18 protein-coding genes are annotated in these 21,424 nt (G+C 45.3%); 14 read left to right on the top strand and 4 right to left on the bottom strand.

The annotated features are described in order from the left end of the window. Positions 1–6: 6 nt before the first annotated feature. The 6 genes from BF9343_RS13120 to BF9343_RS13095 all read left to right on the top strand — a co-directional run bounded on the left by BF9343_RS13120 (position 7) and on the right by BF9343_RS13095 (position 8,172). Positions 7–612, top strand: a complete 606-nt coding sequence (locus BF9343_RS13120; protein WP_005788431.1) for a V-type ATP synthase subunit D — start codon at positions 7–9, stop codon at positions 610–612. Next, positions 609–2,426 carry a V-type ATP synthase subunit I gene (locus BF9343_RS13115; protein ID WP_010993122.1) on the top strand — a complete coding sequence of 606 codons (1,818 nt, stop codon included), beginning with the start codon at positions 609–611 and terminating at the stop codon, positions 2,424–2,426. The genes BF9343_RS13120 and BF9343_RS13115 overlap by 4 nt, the downstream gene beginning before the upstream one ends. 44 nt (positions 2,427–2,470) lie before the next feature. Next, the gene (locus tag BF9343_RS13110) at positions 2,471–2,932 is read left to right on the top strand and encodes a V-type ATP synthase subunit K (RefSeq protein WP_002562679.1); all 462 of its coding nucleotides are present in this window, start codon (positions 2,471–2,473) and stop codon (positions 2,930–2,932) included. 229 nt (positions 2,933–3,161) lie between these two features. Beyond that, positions 3,162–4,823: a glycosyltransferase gene (locus BF9343_RS13105; protein ID WP_005793275.1), complete on the top strand. Its 1,662-nt coding sequence runs from the start codon at positions 3,162–3,164 to the stop codon at positions 4,821–4,823. 33 nt (positions 4,824–4,856) lie between these two features. Next, on the top strand, positions 4,857–7,421 hold the full coding sequence (locus BF9343_RS13100) for a glycosyltransferase family 1 protein (RefSeq protein ID WP_005803825.1): 2,565 nt from the start codon (positions 4,857–4,859) through the stop codon (positions 7,419–7,421). 100 nt (positions 7,422–7,521) lie between these two features. Further along, positions 7,522–8,172, top strand: a complete 651-nt coding sequence (locus tag BF9343_RS13095) for a hypothetical protein (protein ID WP_005788422.1) — start codon at positions 7,522–7,524, stop codon at positions 8,170–8,172. A gap of 132 nt (positions 8,173–8,304) precedes the next feature. Here the strand turns inward: BF9343_RS13095 and BF9343_RS13090 are convergent, their stop codons facing one another. Continuing rightward, entirely contained in the window at positions 8,305–9,408 is a 1,104-nt protein-coding gene (locus tag BF9343_RS13090; RefSeq protein WP_005815367.1) for a TlpA disulfide reductase family protein, read from the bottom strand. 137 nt (positions 9,409–9,545) lie between these two features. On the opposite strand from BF9343_RS13090, the gene potA reads away from it, so the two are divergent. The 7 genes from potA (at position 9,546) to BF9343_RS13055 (ending at position 16,450) form a co-directional block, all read left to right on the top strand. Further along, a complete protein-coding gene (gene potA, locus BF9343_RS13085; RefSeq protein WP_010993120.1) occupies positions 9,546–10,931 on the top strand; it encodes a polyamine ABC transporter ATP-binding protein in 1,386 nt (461 codons plus the stop codon). 17 nt (positions 10,932–10,948) lie between these two features. Beyond that, positions 10,949–11,746 (top strand): ABC transporter permease, encoded by a 798-nt coding sequence (locus BF9343_RS13080; protein WP_005778456.1) that lies wholly within the window; start codon positions 10,949–10,951, stop codon positions 11,744–11,746. Then, positions 11,740–12,528 (top strand): ABC transporter permease, encoded by a 789-nt coding sequence (locus tag BF9343_RS13075; protein ID WP_010993119.1) that lies wholly within the window; start codon positions 11,740–11,742, stop codon positions 12,526–12,528. Before BF9343_RS13080 ends, BF9343_RS13075 begins: the two co-directional genes overlap by 7 nt. Before the next feature lie 168 nt (positions 12,529–12,696). Continuing rightward, positions 12,697–14,031, top strand: coding sequence for an ABC transporter substrate-binding protein (locus BF9343_RS13070; protein WP_005788414.1), 1,335 nt, complete (start codon positions 12,697–12,699; stop codon positions 14,029–14,031). Between the two features lie 215 nt (positions 14,032–14,246). Further along, positions 14,247–14,615 (top strand): RNA recognition motif domain-containing protein, encoded by a 369-nt coding sequence (locus BF9343_RS13065; protein WP_005788413.1) that lies wholly within the window; start codon positions 14,247–14,249, stop codon positions 14,613–14,615. A 204-nt stretch (positions 14,616–14,819) separates the two neighbouring features. Beyond that, the gene (locus BF9343_RS13060; RefSeq protein ID WP_010993117.1) at positions 14,820–16,055 is read left to right on the top strand and encodes a 6-bladed beta-propeller; all 1,236 of its coding nucleotides are present in this window, start codon (positions 14,820–14,822) and stop codon (positions 16,053–16,055) included. After that, entirely contained in the window at positions 16,055–16,450 is a 396-nt protein-coding gene (locus BF9343_RS13055; RefSeq protein WP_005793288.1) for a DUF4891 domain-containing protein, read from the top strand. Before BF9343_RS13060 ends, BF9343_RS13055 begins: the two co-directional genes overlap by 1 nt. A gap of 114 nt (positions 16,451–16,564) precedes the next feature. Here the strand turns inward: BF9343_RS13055 and BF9343_RS13050 are convergent, their stop codons facing one another. Further along, the gene (locus tag BF9343_RS13050; RefSeq protein WP_005788406.1) at positions 16,565–17,110 is read right to left on the bottom strand and encodes a 30S ribosomal protein S16; all 546 of its coding nucleotides are present in this window, start codon (positions 17,108–17,110) and stop codon (positions 16,565–16,567) included. A gap of 152 nt (positions 17,111–17,262) precedes the next feature. Next, on the bottom strand, positions 17,263–17,625 hold the full coding sequence (locus tag BF9343_RS13045; protein WP_005788404.1) for a DUF4469 domain-containing protein: 363 nt from the start codon (positions 17,623–17,625) through the stop codon (positions 17,263–17,265). A 314-nt stretch (positions 17,626–17,939) separates the two neighbouring features. Here BF9343_RS13045 and BF9343_RS13040 point away from each other — a divergent pair, with 314 nt between their 5' ends. Continuing rightward, positions 17,940–19,796: a transcriptional regulator gene (locus BF9343_RS13040; RefSeq protein ID WP_009292502.1), complete on the top strand. Its 1,857-nt coding sequence runs from the start codon at positions 17,940–17,942 to the stop codon at positions 19,794–19,796. A gap of 12 nt (positions 19,797–19,808) precedes the next feature. On the opposite strand, the gene BF9343_RS13035 is transcribed toward BF9343_RS13040, so the two are convergent. Next, entirely contained in the window at positions 19,809–21,110 is a 1,302-nt protein-coding gene (locus tag BF9343_RS13035) for a Na+/H+ antiporter NhaC family protein (protein WP_008769051.1), read from the bottom strand. Between the last annotated feature and the right edge of the window lie 314 nt (positions 21,111–21,424).

Raw genomic sequence — 21,424 nt, 5'->3', positions numbered from 1 at the left:
AACGAGATGGCTATAAAGTTTCAATATAACAAAACCTCCCTTCAGCAGCTTGAGAAGCAACTGAAAGTGCGGGTACGTACTCTCCCGATTATCAAAAACAAGGAGAGTGCCCTTCGCATGGAAGTGAAGCGCTGTAAAAGCGAAGCTGCCGATCTGGAGGAAAGGCTGGAAAAACAAATCCAGGCTTATGAAGCCATGTTCGCACTTTGGAATGAGTTTGACACCTCATTGATAAAAGTAAATGATGTTCATCTTGGTGTCAAGAAAATAGCCGGTGTACGGGTGCCTTTGCTCGAAAATGTGGATTTCGAGATCCGTCCGTACAGTCTGTTTAATGCTCCTAAGTGGTATGCCGACGGTATACACCTGCTTAAGGAGTTGGCACATACCGCTATAGAGCGTGAGTTTACGCTAGCCAAGTTGGGCTTGTTAGAACATGCGAGGAAAAAGACCACTCAGAAAGTGAATCTTTTTGAGAAGGTTCAGATACCGGGGTATCAGGATGCTTTGCGCAAGATCAAACGATTCATGGAAGATGAAGAAAATTTGTCTAAGTCGTCGCAAAAGATTCTGAAGTCACAGCAGGAAAAAAGGAAGGAGGCAGAAGCATGATTACGAAAATGAAGAAACTCACGTTCCTGGTTTATCATAAGGAGTACGAAGATTTCCTGAACAGTCTTCGTGAACTCGGAGTGGTCCATATTGTAGAGAAGCAGCAGGGAGCGGCGGAGAATGCCGAACTGCAAGATAATATTCGTCTTTCTGCCCGTTTGGCCGCCGCATTGAAGTTGCTTCAGAACCAGAAGCACGAGAAGGATGCGGTCATTGCTGCCAATGGCGGTAGTGCCGAACGTGGTTTGCAGGTGCTCGATGAAATAGATGCCTTGCAGACCGAACACAGTAAACTGTTGCAACAGCAGCAAACCTGTGGCAAGGAGAAAGACGCTTTGGAGGCTTGGGGCAACTTTGAGCCGGAAGGCATACAGCGTTTGAAAGATGCCGGTTATGTAGTCGGCTTCTATACCTGCTCCGAAGGTAACTACAAGGAAGAATGGGAAGCGGAATACAACGCTATGATCATCTGCCGCATATCCTCAAAAGTCTTTTTCATCACCGTGACCAAGGACGGGGAGGAAGTCGATCTGGATGTAGAGCAAGCTAAACTGCCATCGCAGTCACTGGCCCAGCTCGAGGCGCAGTATGCGAATACAGAGACCGCACTTGAAGAGAATGAAAAGAAGTTGGTCGCTTTGTCCGAAACCGATATCCCTTCGCTGAAGGAGGCTTTGAAACAGGTGCAGACTGAAATAGAATTTTCAAAAGTCGTATTGAGTACAGAGCAGACTGCGGGTGACAAATTGATGTTGCTCGAAGGATGGGCCCCTGCTACCAGCAAGGTAGAGATAGAGGCTTATCTGAACGATGCACATATTTATTATGAGATCACAGATCCGACACCGGAAGACAACGTGCCGATCGAACTGAATAACAAAGGTTTCTTTGCCTGGTTCGAGCCCATTTGCAAACTCTACATGTTGCCCAAGTATAATGAACTGGACCTGACCCCGTTCTTTGCCCCGTTCTTTATGATCTTTTTCGGGCTCTGCCTGGGAGATTCCGGTTATGGATTATTCCTGTTTGTAGGAGCTACGGCTTATCGTCTATTGGCGAAAAAACTGAGTCAGTCGGCTAAATCGATCATTTCGCTGATTCAGATACTGGCAACTTCCACTTTCTTCTGCGGATTGCTGACCGGGACTTTTTTCGGAGCCAATATTTACGATCTGCCCTTGCCGTTCATCCAGCGCCTGAAGAGTGCCGTTTTCATGGATAATAATGACATGTTCCAACTCTCACTGATTCTGGGTGCGGTACAGATCCTGTTCGGCATGGTACTGAAAGCTGTCAATCAGACTATCCAGTTTGGCTTCAAGTATGCCATTGCTACAATCGGATGGATCATCCTCTTGCTATCGTTAGCCTTCTCGGCACTGTTGCCGAAAGTGATGCCGATGGGAAGTACGGTTCATTTGATCATCATGGGTATTGCCGGCGTTATGATTTTCCTGTTCAACAGTCCGGGGAAGAACATCTTCCTGAATATCGGGCTGGGCTTATGGGATTCTTATAACATGGCGACAGGTCTGTTGGGCGACGTTCTGTCATACGTCCGTTTGTTCGCTCTGGGATTGTCGGGAGGTATCCTTGCCGGCGTATTCAATAGTTTGGCAGTGGGCATGAGTCCGGACAATGTGATTGCCGGCCCCATTGTGATGGTATTGATTTTTGTAATCGGCCATGCCATCAATATCTTTATGAATGTGCTCGGAGCCATGGTTCATCCTATGCGTCTGACCTTCGTGGAGTTTTTCAAGAATTCCGGTTACGAAGGTGGTGGCAAAGAGTACAAACCATTCAGAAAATAAAAAGAAATTAATAGAATAATAAATTAAAAAATAAAATTAAGATTATGGAAATGAATTTGTTTATTGCTTACATTGGCATCGCGGTTATGGTTGGTTTGTCAGGCATCGGAAGTGCTTACGGAGTGACTATTGCAGGTAACGCTGCTATCGGCGCATTGAAGAAAAACGATAGTGCATTCGGTAACTTCCTCGTACTGACAGCTCTTCCGGGTACACAGGGATTGTATGGTTTCGCAGGTTACTTTATGTTCCAGACTATTTTCGGTATCCTTACTCCGCAGATTACCGCCATTCAGGCTTCTGCCGTTTTGGGTGCGGGTATTGCTCTCGGATTGGTGGCTCTGTTTTCCGCTATCCGTCAGGGACAGGTTTGCGCCAATGGTATTGCAGCCATCGGACAAGGCCACAATGTATTCAGCAACACATTGATTCTTGCTGTGTTCCCCGAACTTTATGCTATCGTGGCATTGGCTGCTACCTTCCTTATCGGTAGTGCGCTTGCATAAACTAATGATTTATAAAAAACACTTAAGCGTTTTCGACAGAACGTTTAAGTGTTTTCTGAAAAGACTTAAGCGTTTTCCGAAAACACTTAAGTCTTTTTTTATGCTCTGAAATCTCGTTGTAAACGCTTGTTTGTGCTATTTTGCTTATATTTTTTGCATAAAGCATTATTTTTCAATAAATAATGCGTACTTTTGCACCTGCGTAATAAAAAGAGTTTTAAACATTTATATGGTAAAAGATTTATTAACCCCCGATTATATCTTCGAAGCCAGTTGGGAAGTGTGCAACAAGGTAGGAGGAATTTATACTGTTTTGTCTACAAGGGCAAATACGTTGCAAACTAACTTCCGTGACAAATTATTTTTTATAGGGCCGGATGTATGGCAAGGAAAGGACAATCCCTTGTTTATAGAATCTGACAATCTTTGTGCGGCATGGAAAGAACATGCCCTCAAGAAAGATGACCTTTCTGTCCGTGTCGGACGTTGGAATATTCCGGGTGAACCCATTGTTATTCTCGTTGACTTTCAGCCTTTTTTTGAGAAAAAGAATGAAATCTATACTGAAATGTGGAATCACTTTCAGGTCGATTCATTGCATGCTTACGGCGATTATGACGAAGCATCCATGTTTTCGTATGCTGCCGGAAAAGTGGTGGAAAGCTTCTATCGCTACAACCTGACCGAAAATGATAAGGTCATTTATCAGGCACATGAATGGATGACCGGCCTGGGAGCACTGTATCTGCAATTGGCTGTTCCCGAAATAGGAACCATCTTCACCACCCATGCCACTTCTATCGGCCGTAGCATTGCCGGAAACGATAAACCTTTATATGACTATCTGTTTGCTTATAACGGCGATCAGATGGCACAGGAGCTGAATATGCAGTCGAAGCACTCGATTGAAAAGCAGACTGCGCATCACGTTGACTGCTTTACGACGGTGAGCGAAATCACCAACAACGAGTGTAAGGAACTGCTTGATAAAGCCGCCGATGTAGTATTGATGAACGGTTTCGAGGACGATTTCGTTCCTCAGGGAAGCGCTTTCACCGGTAAGCGCAAACGTGCGCGTGCATTGATGTTGAATGTGGCCAATAAGCTTCTGGGTACCCATATGGACGATGACACATTAATTATCGGCACCAGTGGCCGTTACGAGTTTAAGAACAAAGGGATCGACGTGTTTCTGGAATCATTGAACCGTTTGAACCGGGACAAGGACCTGCAGAAGAACGTGCTGGCATTTGTCAATGTACCGGGTTGGGTGGGAGAGCCCCGCGAGGATTTGCAGACACGGCTGAAAAGCAAAGAAAAATTCGATACTCCGCTCGAAGTACCTTTCATTACCCATTGGCTGCATAACATGACCCACGACCAAGTTCTGGATATGCTCAAATATCTTGGTATGGGAAATCGTCCGGAAGATAAAGTGAAGGTGATTTTCGTTCCGTGCTATCTGGACGGAAAAGATGGAATCCTGAACAAAGAATATTATGATCTGATATTGGGAGAAGACTTGAGTGTCTATCCTTCTTATTACGAACCTTGGGGATACACTCCGCTTGAGAGTGTGGCATTCCGCGTACCTACTATTACAACAGACCTGGCAGGCTTCGGCCTTTGGGTGAACAGCCTGAAAAATCAGCATGGCATCGATAATGGGGTAGAGGTGTTACACCGTTCGGACTATAATTACTCAGAGGTAGCCGACGGTATCAAAGATACGATCGCACTGTTCTCGGGTAAAACAGATAATGAGGTGAAAGAGATCCGCAAACAAGCTGCGGCTGTGGCCGAACAGGCTCTATGGAAGCATTTCATCAAATATTATTACGAGGCTTATGACATCGCCTTGCGTAATGCCATGAAACGTCAACTAAACTAAGTATTTATTCATCAACAAGTAAACAATAACATTATGAAAATTAAAGTAAGTAATGTGAATACTCCGAATTGGAAGGAGGTAACTGTAAAGTCACGTGTTCCTGCGGAATTAGAGAAACTATCTGAACTGGCACGCAACATTTGGTGGGCGTGGAATTATGAAGCTACTGAACTCTTCAGAGACTTGGATCCGACTCTCTGGAAAGAAGCCGGTCAGAATCCTGTGCTTTTGCTTGAACGTATGAGTTACGAAAAACTGGAAGCTTTATCAAAAGATAAAGTAATCCTGAAACGCATGAACGACGTATATGCTAAATTTAGAGACTACATGGATGTGACGCCCGATAACAAACGTCCGTCAGTGGCTTACTTTAGCATGGAATATGGTTTGAATCATGTTCTTAAAATATATTCCGGGGGTCTGGGTGTATTGGCCGGCGACTATCTGAAAGAAGCTTCGGACAGTAATGTAGATCTGTGTGCAGTAGGTTTCCTGTATCGCTATGGTTACTTTACACAAACCCTGTCGATGGACGGACAGCAGATTGCCAATTACGAGGCACAGAACTTCGGACAACTCCCTATTGACCGCGTGACGGATGCAGACGGCAAACCGTTGGTAGTAGATGTGCCTTATATGGATTACTACGTACATGCAAATGTATGGAGAGTGAACGTAGGACGCGTTTCTTTGTATCTGCTCGATACAGACAATGAAATGAACAGCGAGTTTGACCGTCCTATCACTCACCAGCTGTACGGAGGTGACTGGGAAAACCGTTTGAAACAAGAGATCCTGCTGGGTATCGGCGGTATGCTGACACTGAAGGCATTGGGTATCAAAAAAGATATTTATCACTGTAACGAAGGACACGCCGCCCTGATCAATGTTCAGCGTATCTGCGATTATGTAGCTACCGGCCTGACTTTCAACCAGGCTATCGAGTTGGTTCGTGCATCTTCACTGTATACGGTTCACACTCCGGTGCCTGCCGGTCACGACTACTTTGACGAAGGCTTGTTCGGTAAATATATGGGCGGATATCCCGTTAAGATGGGTATCAGCTGGGACGACCTGATGGACCTTGGACGTAACAATCCGGGTGATAAGGGCGAACGTTTCTGTATGTCTGTATTTGCTTGCAACACTTCTCAGGAAGTGAACGGTGTAAGCTGGCTGCACGGAAAAGTTTCTCAGGAGATGTTCTCTTCTATCTGGAAGGGATACTTCCCCGAAGAGAGCCATGTGGGTTATGTGACCAATGGTGTACACTTCCCCACATGGAGCGCTACCGAATGGAAACAGCTTTATGCTAAATACTTTAACGAAAACTTCCTGTACGATCAGTCAAATCCGAAGATCTGGGAAGCTATCTATAATGTGCCCGATGAAGAGATCTGGAAGACTCGCGTGACGATGAAGAACAAGCTGGTGGATTATATCCGTAAGCAGTTCCGTGAAACGTGGTTGAAGAACCAGGGAGATCCTTCACGCATTGTATCGCTGTTGGACAAGATCAATCCGAATGCATTGCTGATCGGTTTCGGCCGCCGTTTTGCCACTTACAAACGTGCTCACTTGTTGTTCACCGATCTGGAACGCTTGTCTAAGATCGTTAACAATCCCGATTATCCGGTACAGTTCCTCTTCACAGGTAAGGCTCACCCGCACGATGGTGCAGGCCAGGGACTGATCAAGAGAATCGTTGAGATCTCTCAGCGTCCGGAATTCCTGGGTAAGATCATCTTCCTTGAAAACTACGATATGCAGTTGGCCCGTCGTCTGGTGACCGGAGTTGATATCTGGTTGAATACTCCGACCCGTCCGCTCGAAGCATCCGGTACATCGGGTGAGAAAGCGTTGATGAATGGTGTATTGAACTTCTCTGTACTCGACGGATGGTGGCTTGAAGGTTACCGCGAAGGTGCAGGTTGGGCATTGACCGAAAAACGTACTTATCAGAACCAGGAACATCAGGATCAGCTCGACGCAGCTACTATCTACAGTATCCTCGAAACAGAAATCCTGCCGCTGTATTATGCACGCAACAAGAAGGGATACTCTGAAGGCTGGATTAAGAGTGTGAAAAACTCGATCGCCCAGATCGCTCCTCACTATACCATGAAGCGTCAGCTCGACGATTACTACAGTAAGTTCTACTGCAAGGAAGCTAAACGTTTCAAAGAACTGTCTGCCAATGACAATGCAAAGGCAAAAGAGATAGCAGCCTGGAAAGAAGAAGTCGTTGCTAAGTGGGACTCTATCGAGATTGTTTCAAAAGAGAGGGAAGCAGACATTGCACAAGGCGATATCGAAAGCGGCAAAGAGTATACCATTACAGTTGTCGTTGACGAGAAAGGATTGAACGATGCAGTGGGACTGGAGTTGGTTACAACTTATACGACTCCGGAAGGCAAGCAGCATGTATATTCGGTAGAACCATTCAGTGTGATCAAGAAAGAAGGCGACCTGTATACATTCCAGGCTAAGCACAGCTTGTCGAATGCAGGAAGCTTTAAAGTGGCATACCGTATGTTCCCGAAAAATCAGGATCTGCCTCACCGTCAAGACTTCTGCTACGTACGTTGGTTCGTCTGATTGATGTAGAGTAAAGAGAGATTTACCAGATTTATTTTGAAGGGCTGTTTTGAAGTGTATACTGTCAAGACAGCCCTTTATTGCTTAAAGTCGATGTATTATGAGAAGGATTTTTATTTTTATTGCTTTTGCACTGTGCAGTTTGTGGCAATTGAGAGCTCAGGCTGATACGGCTTCGTTCCTGTTTGATAAGTATGAAGATGCCCAAGTGCTCCTGAGAGCCGGAGGCGAATTGAAGTCTAAAATGAACTACAGTATAGTAGTCAATAAGTTTTATTTTATAGACCCTCAGGATAAGCAGGTGAAAGAGCTTGCCAATCCGGGAGATATTCTGCTGATCAAGATAGCGGGACGTACATTTTATCCCGAATCCAACGGAGCCGGTATAGAAATGTTGCCGACCAAACCGGTGGTTTACGTTCAGTATAAAGCTACCGCCCGTAAGGAGGCTCCCATGGGGGCTTATGGTACCCGTTCGGAAACAACGGCAGTTCAGAGCTATGGCACCATAACGAGCAACGGACAGTCTTACAAGCTGGAAGGTGAAAAAATTATTGTCAGCAATCGGCACCATGTCTATTGGGTGGAGAAGGATGATAAAATGAAGCAGTTCCGTAACTTTAAGCAACTTGCCAAAATCTACTCAAAACATCGTGCGGAGGTGGAGAAGTATATTGAAGATAATAAGGTGAATTTTGAAGATGTGGATCAGATTGTGAAGCTCTGTGCTTATGCCGATTCACTGAAATAAATCGAAAGCCCGTACCTGATTCATATTCACCACAGATTTACACAGATAAATAGGATGGGTTGTCAGTAGATTAAAGCTATTCTGTGTGAATCTGTGTAATCTGTGGTGAATTATGATATGGTATTCCGCTGATTACTTATTCAGCACTTCTTCCAGTTTGGTCTGAAGCTTTTCGCCGTGCAGGCCGCGTGCCAGGATCGTTCCGTCAGCGTCCACCAACATGGTGTGGGGGATACTGTTTACAGCATACAACTGTGCACCTTCATTTTGCCAGCCTTTCAGGTCGGACATCTGAGGCCATGTGATGTTCAGCTTCTTGATGGCATCTTTCCATTTATCGGCATCCTGATCCAGAGATACACCTACGATTTCGAAGTTTTTGCCTTTATATTTAGCATAAGCTTCTACAATGTTAGGCATTTCGCGGCGGCATGGGCCACACCAGCTTGCCCAGAAGTCAACCAATACCACTTTGCCTTTGCCTACATAGTCAGACAGTTTCACCGGTTTTCCGTCAGGTGTCAGCATTTCGAAGTCGATGAATTTCTGTCCGGCGGCAGTAGCTTTCTGCTTTTCAGTGATATCCTTGATTTTCACAATCGTTTCGTCATTCTGATAGTTGGCGGGAATTTGTTTCAGCAGAGCGTCGTTATCCTCGGTAGAGTTTTCATAGAAGCTTTGTTTGAACAACATGATACCTACCGGATTGGTGATATTCTTTTGTACGCCTTCTTTGATAGCCTGGCTGTACGCCTCTTCCAGTTCTGAAAATTCTTTTTGTTTAGCCATCTTCTGGTCATCGGTCAATGTGCTGTCGCCCATAGCCTGATAGATAGCGGCTTGTTTCTGGTCGATTGCATTTATCTTGTTCCGTATCTCCTGATAAGCATCGTTGTTCGGAGTACCGGTTGCCGATTTATCGTCTTTAGACAGGTTTACCTTGATTTTACCGTTTTCGAGGAAGAAATCCACATAGACTCCGTCGCCGTCTTTAGAATAAGTGATGTAGCGGTTCACTACGGAATCCTGTGCGCCTTCGAATGTAAATGTTCCGTTAGCGATGATAGCTGTGTCCAGTTTGTTGAACTGTCTGTTCACACGTTCCTGGATAAATACAGTATCTCCGTCGGCAGCGCCTTCCACAGTACCTGTTATTACATAACCGGGTTTGTTGGTGTTACAAGATGCCACTCCGAGAGCAACTGCTGCAACAGCCAGATAAGTTAACTTTTTCATTGCTTTAGTATGTTTAGTGAATAAATATTTATGCAAAGATAGGTGTTTTTTTAATTCCGGATAGAATTTCTCTGTTATATTAGATTAACATGTATGTACGAATCGGATAAATGTGTACCTTTGCACCCCAAATTAGTATGAATATGCAAGAAAGCAAATCCATTATTGAGGTGAACGGTGTGTCTAAATTCTTCGGTGAGAAGACTGCCTTGGATCATGTGACCCTGAATGTAAAGAAAGGTGAGTTCGTCACCATTCTGGGGCCTTCGGGATGTGGCAAGACTACTTTGTTGCGCCTTATCGCCGGCTTCCAGACAGCTTCGGAAGGCGAGATAAAAATATCGGGGAAAGAAATCACACAAACTCCTCCACACAAACGTCCGGTAAACACGGTATTCCAGAAATACGCTCTGTTCCCGCATCTGAATGTATATGATAATATCGCTTTTGGGCTGAAACTGAAGAAAATGCCCAAGCAGACCATTGAGAAGAAGGTAAAAGCCGCTTTGAAGATGGTGGGGATGACCGATTACGAATATCGTGATGTAGATTCGCTGTCCGGCGGACAGCAGCAGCGTGTGGCCATTGCCCGTGCCATCGTCAACGAACCGGAAGTGTTGCTGCTTGACGAGCCCTTGGCAGCTCTCGACCTGAAAATGCGTAAAGACATGCAGATGGAGTTGAAGGAGATGCACAAATCTCTGGGGATCACTTTTGTGTATGTCACTCACGATCAGGAAGAAGCACTGACGCTAAGCGATACGATTGTAGTCATGAGCGAGGGACGCATCCAGCAGATTGGTACTCCGATCGATATATATAACGAGCCTATCAATTCGTTTGTAGCCGATTTCATCGGAGAAAGTAATATCCTGAACGGAGTGATGATCCACGACAAACTGGTATGTTTCTGTAATACCGAATTCGAGTGTGTAGACGAAGGTTTTGGCGAGAACATGCCCGTGGACGTAGTGATCCGTCCGGAAGACCTTTACATCTTTCCGGTTTCGGAAGCGGCGCAACTGACCGGTGTGGTGCAATCGTCTGTCTTTAAAGGCGTACATTACGAAATGACGGTTCTCTGCAATGGCTATGAATTTCTGGTACAAGACTATCATCATTTTGAAGTCGGGGCTCTCGTCGGGTTGCTGGTGAAGCCGTTCGATATTCATATTATGAAGAAAGAGCGTGTGTGCAATACTTTTGAAGGCAAGTTGATCGACGAAACCCATGTGGAGTTTTTGGGATGCAACTTCGAGTGTGCTCCTGTCACGGGGATCGAAGCAGGCAGCGAGGTGAAGGTGGAAGTCGGTTTCGACAACGTGATTCTTCAGGACAACGAAGAAGACGGTGCACTGACCGGAGAGGTGAAGTTTATCCTTTATAAGGGTGACCATTATCATCTGACTGTGCTTTCGGATTGGGACGAGAATGTGTTTGTAGATACGAACGACGTATGGGACGATGGCGACCGTGTAGGTATCACCATCCCCCCGGACGGTATCAGAGTAATTAAGAACTAATAAAATAAGAGTTAAGAGTGAAAAGATTATCGGTCTTTTTTTCATCACGTAAGAGTTGGACACTCCCTTACATTATCTTTTCGGCGATCTTCGTCGTTATTCCGCTACTCCTTATCGTGGTCTATGCTTTCACCGATGACAGCGGACATCTGACTTTGGAAAACTTTGCGAAGTTTTTTCAGCACCACGAAGCTATCAATACCTTTGTCTATTCTATCGGTATTGCCATTATTACCACCATTGTCTGTATCCTGCTGGGCTATCCGGCAGCATGGATACTGAGCAACGCAAAACTAAACCGGTCGAAAACAATGGTCGTACTGTTTATTCTTCCCATGTGGGTCAACATTCTGGTACGTACGTTGGCTACGGTAGCCTTGTTCGACTTCTTCAGTGTTCCGCTCGGTGAGGGTGCCCTGATATTCGGTATGGTCTATAACTTCATACCATTTATGATTTACCCCATCTACAACACTTTGCAAAAGATGGATCACAGTTATATTGAGGCTGCGCAGGATCTGGGTGCCAATCCCGTTCAGGTCTTTTTTAAGGCCGTGCTTCCGCTTTCCATGCCGGGGGTGATGAGTGGCATCATGATGGTTTTCATGCCTACTATCTCAACCTTTGCCATTGCCGAGTTGTTGACGATGAACAATATCAAACTGTTTGGTACCACAATCCAGGAGAATATCAATAACAGTATGTGGAACTATGGCGCGGCCCTGTCGCTGATTATGTTGCTGCTGATTGCCGCGACCTCTCTGTTCAGCACCGACGACAAAGATAATACGAACGAAGGAGGTGGGCTATGGTAAAGAAGATTCTCGCTCAGACCTATTTGTGGATTCTGCTTTTGCTGCTCTATTCGCCTATCGTGATTATAATGATTTACTCTTTTACCGAGGCAAAAGTGCTGGGCAACTGGACCGGATTCTCCACAAAACTGTATTCGTCACTGTTCACTACCGGCACTCACCATTCGCTGATGAATGCGCTGATCAATACTGTGACCATTGCTTTGATTGCAGCTACGGCTTCCACCCTGCTGGGGAGTATCACTGCTATCGGCATCTTCAACCTGAAGGCACGTTCGCGGAAGGCCATCAGCTTTGTGAACAGCATTCCTATCCTGAATGGGGATATTATTACCGGTATTTCACTGTTTCTGTTGTTTGTGTCGCTGGGGATATCGCAGGGATACACGACCGTTGTACTGGCACACATTACTTTCTGTACTCCTTATGTGGTACTCAGCGTGTTGCCCCGTCTCAAGCAGATGAATCCTAATATTTACGAAGCCGCCCTCGATCTGGGAGCGACTCCGATGCAGGCACTCCGCAAAGTGATTGTTCCGGAGATTCGTCCGGGAATGATTAGCGGTTTCATGCTTGCGCTGACACTTTCTATCGATGATTTTGCAGTAACGGTATTTACGATCGGTAACGAAGGTCTCGAGACACTTTCCACCTATATCTATGCCGATGCCCGCAAAGGAGGGCTGACTCCGGAACTGCGTCCGCTTTCGACCATTATTTTCGTGGTGGTGCTGGCCTTGCTGATTGTCATTAACCGGCGTGCCGGAAAAGAGAAAAAGTGATACCTGACGTTGGTCGGCCTCGCCGTTTAAAGCGAGAGACCGCCGGTTTAAACCCCAACTGTCATTGCTTTTAAAGATAGTGTCCGTTGGTTTGAAACCCACGTCCTTTGGGTTTTAAACCAAAATAGAAGAGAATTTACGAGAATCAAGAAATAGTATAAAGTGTTAATGAATAAGCTGTTAATAACTCTTTGCCTTGCAGCGTCGTTTATGCTTTCCGGTTGTTACAATTCCGGTGAGCCCCGCGAAAAGGTATTGAAAATTTATAACTGGGCCGATTACATCGGCGACGGAGTGCTGGAAGATTTCCAGGCATATTATAAGGAGCAGACAGGCGAGGATATTCGTATTGTCTATCAAACTTTCGATATCAACGAAATCATGTTGACCAAGATCGAAAAAGGGCACGAAGATTTTGATGTGGTATGCCCTTCGGAATACATCATCGAGCGGATGTTGAAGAAAGACTTGCTGTTGCCCATCGACACCGTTTTTCCCCATTCGCCCGACTACATGAATGACGTGTCTCCTTATATCCGGGAACAGATCGATAAGTTGAGTCAACCCGGACGCGTTGCCAGTCATTATGCCGTGTGTTACATGTGGGGAACGGCCGGGATACTGTATAACAAGGCTTTTGTTCCCGATGCGGATGCCGAAAGTTGGAGTTGCCTTTGGGATCGGAAATATGCCGGCAAGATATTGATGAAAGACAGTTACCGCGATGCGTACGGGACGGCCATCATTTACGCACATGCCCGTGATCTGGCCGGAGGCAAGGTGACAGTAGAGGATCTGATGAACGACTATTCTCCCCGTGCAATGGAGATTGCCGAAAAATACCTCAAGGCGATGAAACCCAATATAGCCGGTTGGGAGGCAGACTTCGGTAAAGAGATGATGACCAAAAATAAAGCATGGCTCAATATGACCTGGAGCGGAGATGCCAAATGGGCCATCGAAGAAGCGGATGCGGTAGGAGTGGACCTGGACTATGTAGTGCCTCGGGAAGGAAGCAACATCTGGTATGACGGCTGGGTGATTCCTAAGTATGCCGGCAATCCGGAAGCTGCCAGCTATTTCATCAACTTTATGTGCCGTCCCGACATTGCTTTGCGGAATATGGAAGCGAGCGGTTATGTGAGTGCTGTGGCTTCGCCTGAAATCATGGAGGCGAAGACAGACACCACCCTGACTTATTATTCGGATTTGAGCTATTTCTTCGGACCGGGAGCAGACAGCCTGCAGATTGACAAGATACAGTACCCGGACCGTAAGGTGGTAGAACGTTGTGCCATGATTCGTGATTTCGGCGATAAGACGAAAGATGTTCTTGAAATCTGGTCACGCATTAAGGGAGACAATCTGGGAGTGGGCATTACGATCCTGATCTTCGTAGTAGTAGGTTTGATGAGCGGCTGGATGATTTATAAACGGATACAGCGCTATAAACACAAGAAGATGCAGAGGCGCCGGAGCCGTAGGCGGAAGAAACAGAGGTGAGACTAAAGCATCGTCAAAATCTCAATTTTAATAAAAAAAATAAAAGAAAATGATGATTTTGTTTCTCAGTCTGTTGTAAATGTCTATATTTACCGCGTATTAAAGATTTCTGATAGGATGTGTTTTATTTCCAAGGTACTTGTAGAGTAATTTATCTCCTTATTAAGACTTCTCTAAGATAACAAATTTTATTAATTGTATTAATTATTTTTTCAATGAACATTTTTATTGCAGGTATCAGCTATAATCTTAGCAATGCTGATTTAGGAGAATTATTCGAAGAGTTTGGAGAAGTTATTTCAGCCAAAATCGTTATGGACAGAGAAACTGGCCGTTCTAAAGGATTCGGTTTTGTAGAAATGCCTAATGACGAAGAGGGAAATGCTGCCATCGCAGCACTGAACGAAAAAGAAATAGACGGAAAGACACTTGCCGTATCAGTTGCACGTCCGAGAGAAGAAGGCCCGCGTCGTAACAGCAATTACGGTGGTGGTAATCGTGGCGGCTATGGTAACAACCGTGGTGGTGGTTACGGTGGTGGTAATCGTGGCGGCGGCTATGGCGGCGGTCGTGACAGATATTAATCGAACAAGATTACCTGTTTGTCAAAACAGACTTATAGAGGAGATGCCCGGGATTTGTTCCGGGCATCTTTTTTTATGATTTTTGTCGCTACTCCCTTTCCGTGTATATAGATAAATTCTGAAACGAATCAAAAAAAACTACGGAGTATTCGTAGATTATTCGTTTTTATTTTTATCTTTGCATGATATAGAAATGGAGAGTTTATGAAGAATATCAGGCAATTTCATCTCCTAAGTTCAATTCTGGGGGGAGTATTTTTATTTTCTTCCTGTTCGGTCGTTCCCAAGGCCGAAGAGAAAAATCTTTCGGAGCAATGGCCGGTGGTCGCTTCCTATCAATGGGCCGGTCAAGACTCGGTTGTGGTATGTGACCTCAGCTTGCTGAAAGATACGGTTGACTTACCGTTCAGTTTCTTTTTGAAAGACTTTCAAATCATCAAGCTCGATAACCGTGATGAAGCGATGGTCGGAGAAAACAATCTGTGTGTTTCCGAAAATTACATCCTTGTCTACGGTTCTGTTTATGAACTCCATCCTTGCCGATTATTTACTAAAAAAGGAGAGTTTGTTACCAATATAGGTGCTATCGGGCAAGGGCCGGGAGAGTATCGTGCCGTATACAAAGCGGAGATTGACGAAAAACATAATTGTATCTATCTGATGCCTTTCGCTAACAGCAACGCCATCTATGTCTATGATCTGGCTGGGAAACCGTTGCGTTCCATTCCGTTACATCAGCCGGTCTCCAAGGCTGTATTCAAGGTCGATGCCGATAAACGTGAACTTACGGTGGGGGCACTTCCCTTTACCGGATACCCTTTTGTGGCATGGGTACAGGATTTTGAAGGACATCTGCTCGATTCGGTTCCTGCTGCCAGGCATCTGTCTGTTCTTCCCGATTATAGCAATGAGGTGATGTACGGTGCCAATACGGAAGTATTCGATCTTTATATCAGCACCTTCTTTGAACTGCGTCCCGATACGCTTTATCATTATATCCGTTCGGAAAGCAGGCTGAAGCCCCGCTTCACACTCAACATTGGAGACAGGAAACGTTCGATAACCACATTCTATGAGTTGCCTCAGGCCTATGTCGGCAGATTGATGGTAGAGGAACAAGTGGGTGATGGAATGTGGGAGACGAAATCACCTTCGAACTTTATAGTGGATAAGGCATCGTTGCGCGGAACTTTTTTCCGGGTGATCAATGACTTTGCGGGAGGGATGCCGGATCGGTTGTGGACCCCTTGGTCACTCCGTAACAAACAATATATAAGGCTGGTGGAACCGGGAGTGCTGAAAGCGGAAATAGAGTCTTATCTCTCCTCGACAGATGGTAGGAAGGGGAAGAATAGGAAAAAGTTACAGGAATTGTGTGAGTCGATCGGTGAGGAAGATAATAGTTATGTGATATACGCTAAACAGAAAGGAGTTCAGTAATGAAAAAAGTATTTGGAATATTGTTGTTGGTTTTATTCGTTTGCACTTCGTGTGGCGATAAAAGTGAACCTTCATTTAAAGTGTACGATGAATACTCTAAGGAGAAGAAGGTAGAGAAAAAGAATAATATCGGGAAGGCAACCTATATCTTTTGGATAAACAAAACGGAAGCCAAAAAATTGCGCGGGTTGACTTTCAATATAAAATGTAAAGTGACGATCAACGAGGATGGTAGTATAAAGATTCTCGGGTATGAAAAAGAACAGCCCTATACGGTAACGAAAAGTTTAAAAAAATACTTGAAAACTTTCAGGGTAGACAAGGAGGCTTTGGCAGATGGAAGAGTTAAGGTCGGCGATCAGGTGGTCTTTCTGCGTTATGTCGTGCTGAAGTAGAGCGTTCTCTGTGGGCCATTCCGTAGCCGGGATGATCCAATAAAAAATCCTCCCCAGCGGACCGGAGAGGATTTTATTGTTTTAATCCTATTTACGAATGATAGATACTGCCGATTATTCAGCAGCAGCTTCAGTTGCAGCTTCTTCTGCCGGAGCAGCTTCTTCTGCGGGAGCTTCAGCAGCAGCCTTAGCAGCTTCTTCAGCAGCTTTCTTTTCAGCCAATGCTTTTGCTTTTACTTCGTTTACTTTCTTTTCAGCTTCCAGACGTGCTTTTGCTTCAGCTTTCTTAGCTTCCTCTTCTTTAGCTTTCAGAGCAGACAGACCTGACTGTTTGTTGTTCTTCCAAGCTTCGAATTTAGCTTCAGCTTCAGCTTCACCAAATGCGCCTTTAGCTACACCGCCGAGGAGGTGTTTCTTCATGTAAACGCCTTCACGTGAAAGGATGTTGCGAACTGTGTCTGAAGGTTGTGCACCTACCAGCACCCAGTGCAAGGCACGTTCGAAATTCAAATCTACTGTAGCAGGATTGGTGTTAGGGTTGTAAGTACCAATCTTCTCTGTAAATTTACCATCACGTGGTGCTCTGCTGTCTGCAATAACGATAGAGTAGAAAGCGTAGCTTTTACGTCCATGTCTTTGCAATCTAATTCTTGTTGCCATTTTAAATAAATGTTTTTTTAATGAATGATTTGAATTAATGCTACTAACTCGTAATAGCGGGTGCAAAGATAAGGGTTTTGTTTTGATTGACAAAGACTTCCGGTTCTTTTTTATAATTATCGGGATGTTCGGAGCTTTTTCACTCTGTCCGATTATTCTTCTCTGATTAATTTTAGCATGTACACCAAAGTCTGTTCTTGGGTCAGAAGCCGTTTATCCTTACCTGCGAAACGAGTCTTGATGGTTAGCGTATATTCTCCGGTGGGCAGTGAATCCGGTATCTTGAATTTGAGGATATGCGGTTCGTTCATTTCGAACGGTGGGTCGATGCAGATAACTTCTCCATTTTGGTGGGAGAGTTGGATTGCTTCACAGACAGGTTTGTTTCCGTTCTCTATTTTAATATTACATCCGGTAACTAAAACCATTCCACCCGGAGTGATTTTTCCGTCTATTTGTCCTGTTGTCAGATCGGTTACCAGACCGATATGCGGAGTTGCTTTTTCTTTAATCATTGTTTTGCTTGTAGTTTTTAAGGGGCTTGATTATGGGGGCAAAAGTACACATAAAGAGAGTTGTCCGGTAGAAAAGACGATAGATGGTTTAATAGATTATTGGTTTAAAACACGTTATTTGAGGCTATATACGGACTTTCCCGCTTTGAGGTTGGTTCTCTTCTCGCACAAATAGCATATATTTGCTGTCATTCATTTATTGTACTTCTTATATGCGATATTGTATTTTGATATTTGGGTTTATTCTACTCTTTTTTTTGCCTGTCGGATGTAAACAATCATCCACAGTGACACCACTTTCTTTTAAAGAGTGGATGACCCATCATCCCGGGGAGTGTATCGAACATTATATGGGGCTGCACGATTCGCTTTTCGAAGCGGGACGTTATGATATGCTCACGGACATTTACAGCGGGATGTTTCTCTATATGCCTTCCGATCCGGATGGTAATCCGGATACACTTCGCAGACAATTATTGCGTATCATGCCGTTGTACAATCAAGTTTTATCAAAAACAGGAGCTTATGAAGCTGCCGTACAGTTGCTCGACAGTATTCGTCTTTCCGGACACCCGTTTCTGACGGGATATTGTGCTTATCCTCTTTGGGCTTTCGAAGCGCAGAACAGTTTGATGACGGATGATAATAGACGCACAGAGGCATTGGCCGATTCTTTTGCCGTGCTATTGCCACCGGACGATCAGTCGGTCGTCATGCTGTGTTGCCACATGGTTTCGTGGGCTTACCACTTCAGCAGTGCTCGCCCGAATGTAGCGTGCCGGATGCAGGAACGGGCTGTAGAGGCTTATCGGCGGGGTGGGGAAACCCAAGATGTGGGAGCCATATTGGCACGGTTGGGATACTATTACAGGCGCGAAGGGCGATATGTAAAAGCTGTTGATCTGTCCCTCGCAGCTGTTGAATGGTATGATAAACATCCCGGTATTGCTACGGATGGCATGATACGAGCCTATGCCGATCTTGCTGCCTTATATTCTACCCTTGCCCTCACCGAGAAAGCTTTGGAGATCAATGCGAGAGTGATTCGGATGGCTGCCCGTGAAGACAGCATGGCGCTGTGCGGGGCCTATCGTGTGCGTTCTTCTTTTTTTATGGATCTGGAACAGGTTGATTCGGCTGCTTTTTATCTGGGTAAAGAGAGAGAAGTGGCGCAACGGATGGGAGAGAGAAGTTTAAAGACGTGGCGCAGAGACCGGGCTAAATATTGGTTACAGATGTGTCCCGACTCCAATGCGGCGGCACTGCGTGATATGGAAGCTATTTTTGCCGACAGTGCCGGTGTACGCCCTGCCACCCATTCAGGCACCCGATACTGGCTGGGATTGGCTCTGGTAAGAGACGGACAGGAAGAGCGTGGTCTTGCCATGATGGAACAAGCGCATTGTGAATTTGCCTATATGGACTGGGATGAAATGGAAGCCTTTGCGGCAAAAGGACTTTTGGGAATCTATGCTTCACGCCATTTGGGTTCGAGGATGTTGGAGTTTTATCCCCGATATGCCGCTTTGCAAGATTCGCTGAATGAAAAAGACAAGTTGCGCTATACCGCTGCGGCCAATGTGCGTTACGATACCGGACGAAAAGAGCAGGAATACCGTGCATTGATGGCTGAGGTCGAATTGAAGGAGCGTACGTTGACCTACATTGGAATTGTGGTTGTATTGCTTTTCATGTTGTTGGGACTGGTAGTGGTATATATGTTACAACGCCGCCGCCATTACCGGCGTGAAGCACATCTCCATAGAGAGCGGCTTTCCCGTCTGATTTCCATCCATCAGGAACTGAACGGGCGCTACGAATCTCTCAATAACGAATTAGAGAAGGTGGCACATGCGGACGTGATTGATAATGTGCGCCAGAAACTGAACCCGATGCTGCTGAGTGGGGATGACGAGATACGGTTCCGTCAGTCGTTCGCAGCACTTTATCCCCACTATTTACCTGTATTGCGTTGTCAATGTCCCGAGTTGACCCGTAATGACGAATTGCTTTGTATGTTGATCCGGTTGAATCAGAGCACTGATGAAATAGCTCTCGCTTTGGGGATTTCGCGTGCCAGCGTGAATTCCGGCCGTAGCCGGATACGCAAGAAACTGGGATTGGGCAAAGATGAATCTCTTGAAGCCTATTTGCAAAATATCAAAAAGTAGGTTGGGCTTTATTCAGGAATACTTTCTCGGATACCGGAATAGGATGGCCAATAGTGCGCAAATACCCATTGTAAACGGATAATACAGATTCCCGATGATGCTGAGCGGGGAAATCTGTGCCAGTCCGGCAGCAATCAGCATTTGTGCTCCATAAGGGATGATGCCTTGTATCAGGCACGAGAATGTGTCGAGGATACTTGCCGTTTTTCTCCGGTCCAATTGAAATTTTTTTGCAATATCTTTGGCAATCGGTCCGGTAGTGATGATGGCAATCGTATTATTAGCCGTACAAAGATTGGCGATGCTTACCAAAGCGGCAATACTGAGTTCCGCTCCCCGCTTTCCGTTTACGTGGCGGGTCAATTTGCGGATAATGAAATCTATTCCTCCATTGTAACGGATCGTCTCAAGCATTCCGCCTGCCAGTAAGGTAATAATAATCAGTTCGCCCATTCCGGTGATCCCCGTCCCCATAGCACCAAACCAGTCGAAGAATCCGAGGCTGCCTGTAGCAATACCGATAACACCGCTGGTAAAGATACCTATTATCAAAACCAGCATAACATTCATTCCGGCTATGGCCGTTCCCAATACGATAAGGTAGGGGATCACTTTGACCCATTCAATCTCCTGCACCAGTGGCGGGGCAGAGACTGAAAGCCCCTGAAAGATATAGATACCCAATACGACCAGTGCGGCAGGTACCACAATCATGGAGTTGACCCGAAACTTATCGCGCATGACGCATCCTTGAGTCTTGGTCGAAGCAATGGTTGTATCGGAGATAAACGATAGATTGTCACCGAAAAAGGAGCCGCCCACTACCACTGCTACCATGAAGGGCAGATCGATTCCGGTTTTCTCTGCCAACCCGATAGCGACAGGAGTCAGAGCCACGATAGTGCCTACACTGGTACCGATGGATAGCGAAATGAAGCAAGAGGCCAGAAAGATGCCTGCCAATAAAAGGTTATCCGGCAAAATATGGAGTGTCAGGTTTACCGTAGCGTCAATGGCTCCCATTTGCTTGGCACTTTGTGCAAAGGCTCCTGCCAGGATGAATATCCACACCATCAGCATGATGTTTTTATTGGAAGCTCCTACTGAAAATTGATAGATCCGTTGTTCCAGATTCAGTCCTCGCGTGATGGCAATGGCGTAGCATGATGAAATCAGGAAGGCTACCGTTATAGGTACTTTGTAGAAATCGTTCACCAGGATAGAAGTGACCAAATAGAGACACAAGAATACAAATAAAGGGCTGAGTGCCCACCATCCGGAAGTGCTTTTATGTATCTTTTCTTCGTTTATCATTGAATAGTTCTTAAAATTTTGAGGTGCAAAGATAGTGAATGATAGGGAGAAAAACGGTAATTTTGCATCGACAATATAAAGATTAACGCTAACCGCTTCATGCATTTAAAAATAAATCTCCGGAGGCGGACGCTGTGAGGCGGGAACCTTTGGCGCGAGTTAGCAATAGGAGCGGTGCGAAGTGATTCGTGCCGTTTTTCTATAAATATCACTACTGTGCCTGAAAAAAAATGTCTTTTCGTTTTGTGAAAATCAAAAGAACCATTACTTTTGCCGCCGATAAACAGAGTATTCACCCTTTAAATGATGGAAAG

It is taken from the genome of Bacteroides fragilis NCTC 9343 (assembly GCF_000025985.1).
GTDB lineage: Bacteria > Bacteroidota > Bacteroidia > Bacteroidales > Bacteroidaceae > Bacteroides > Bacteroides fragilis.
The sequence above is the reverse complement of the archived record's forward strand: the minus strand, read 5'-3'. Positions and strand labels throughout refer to the sequence as shown.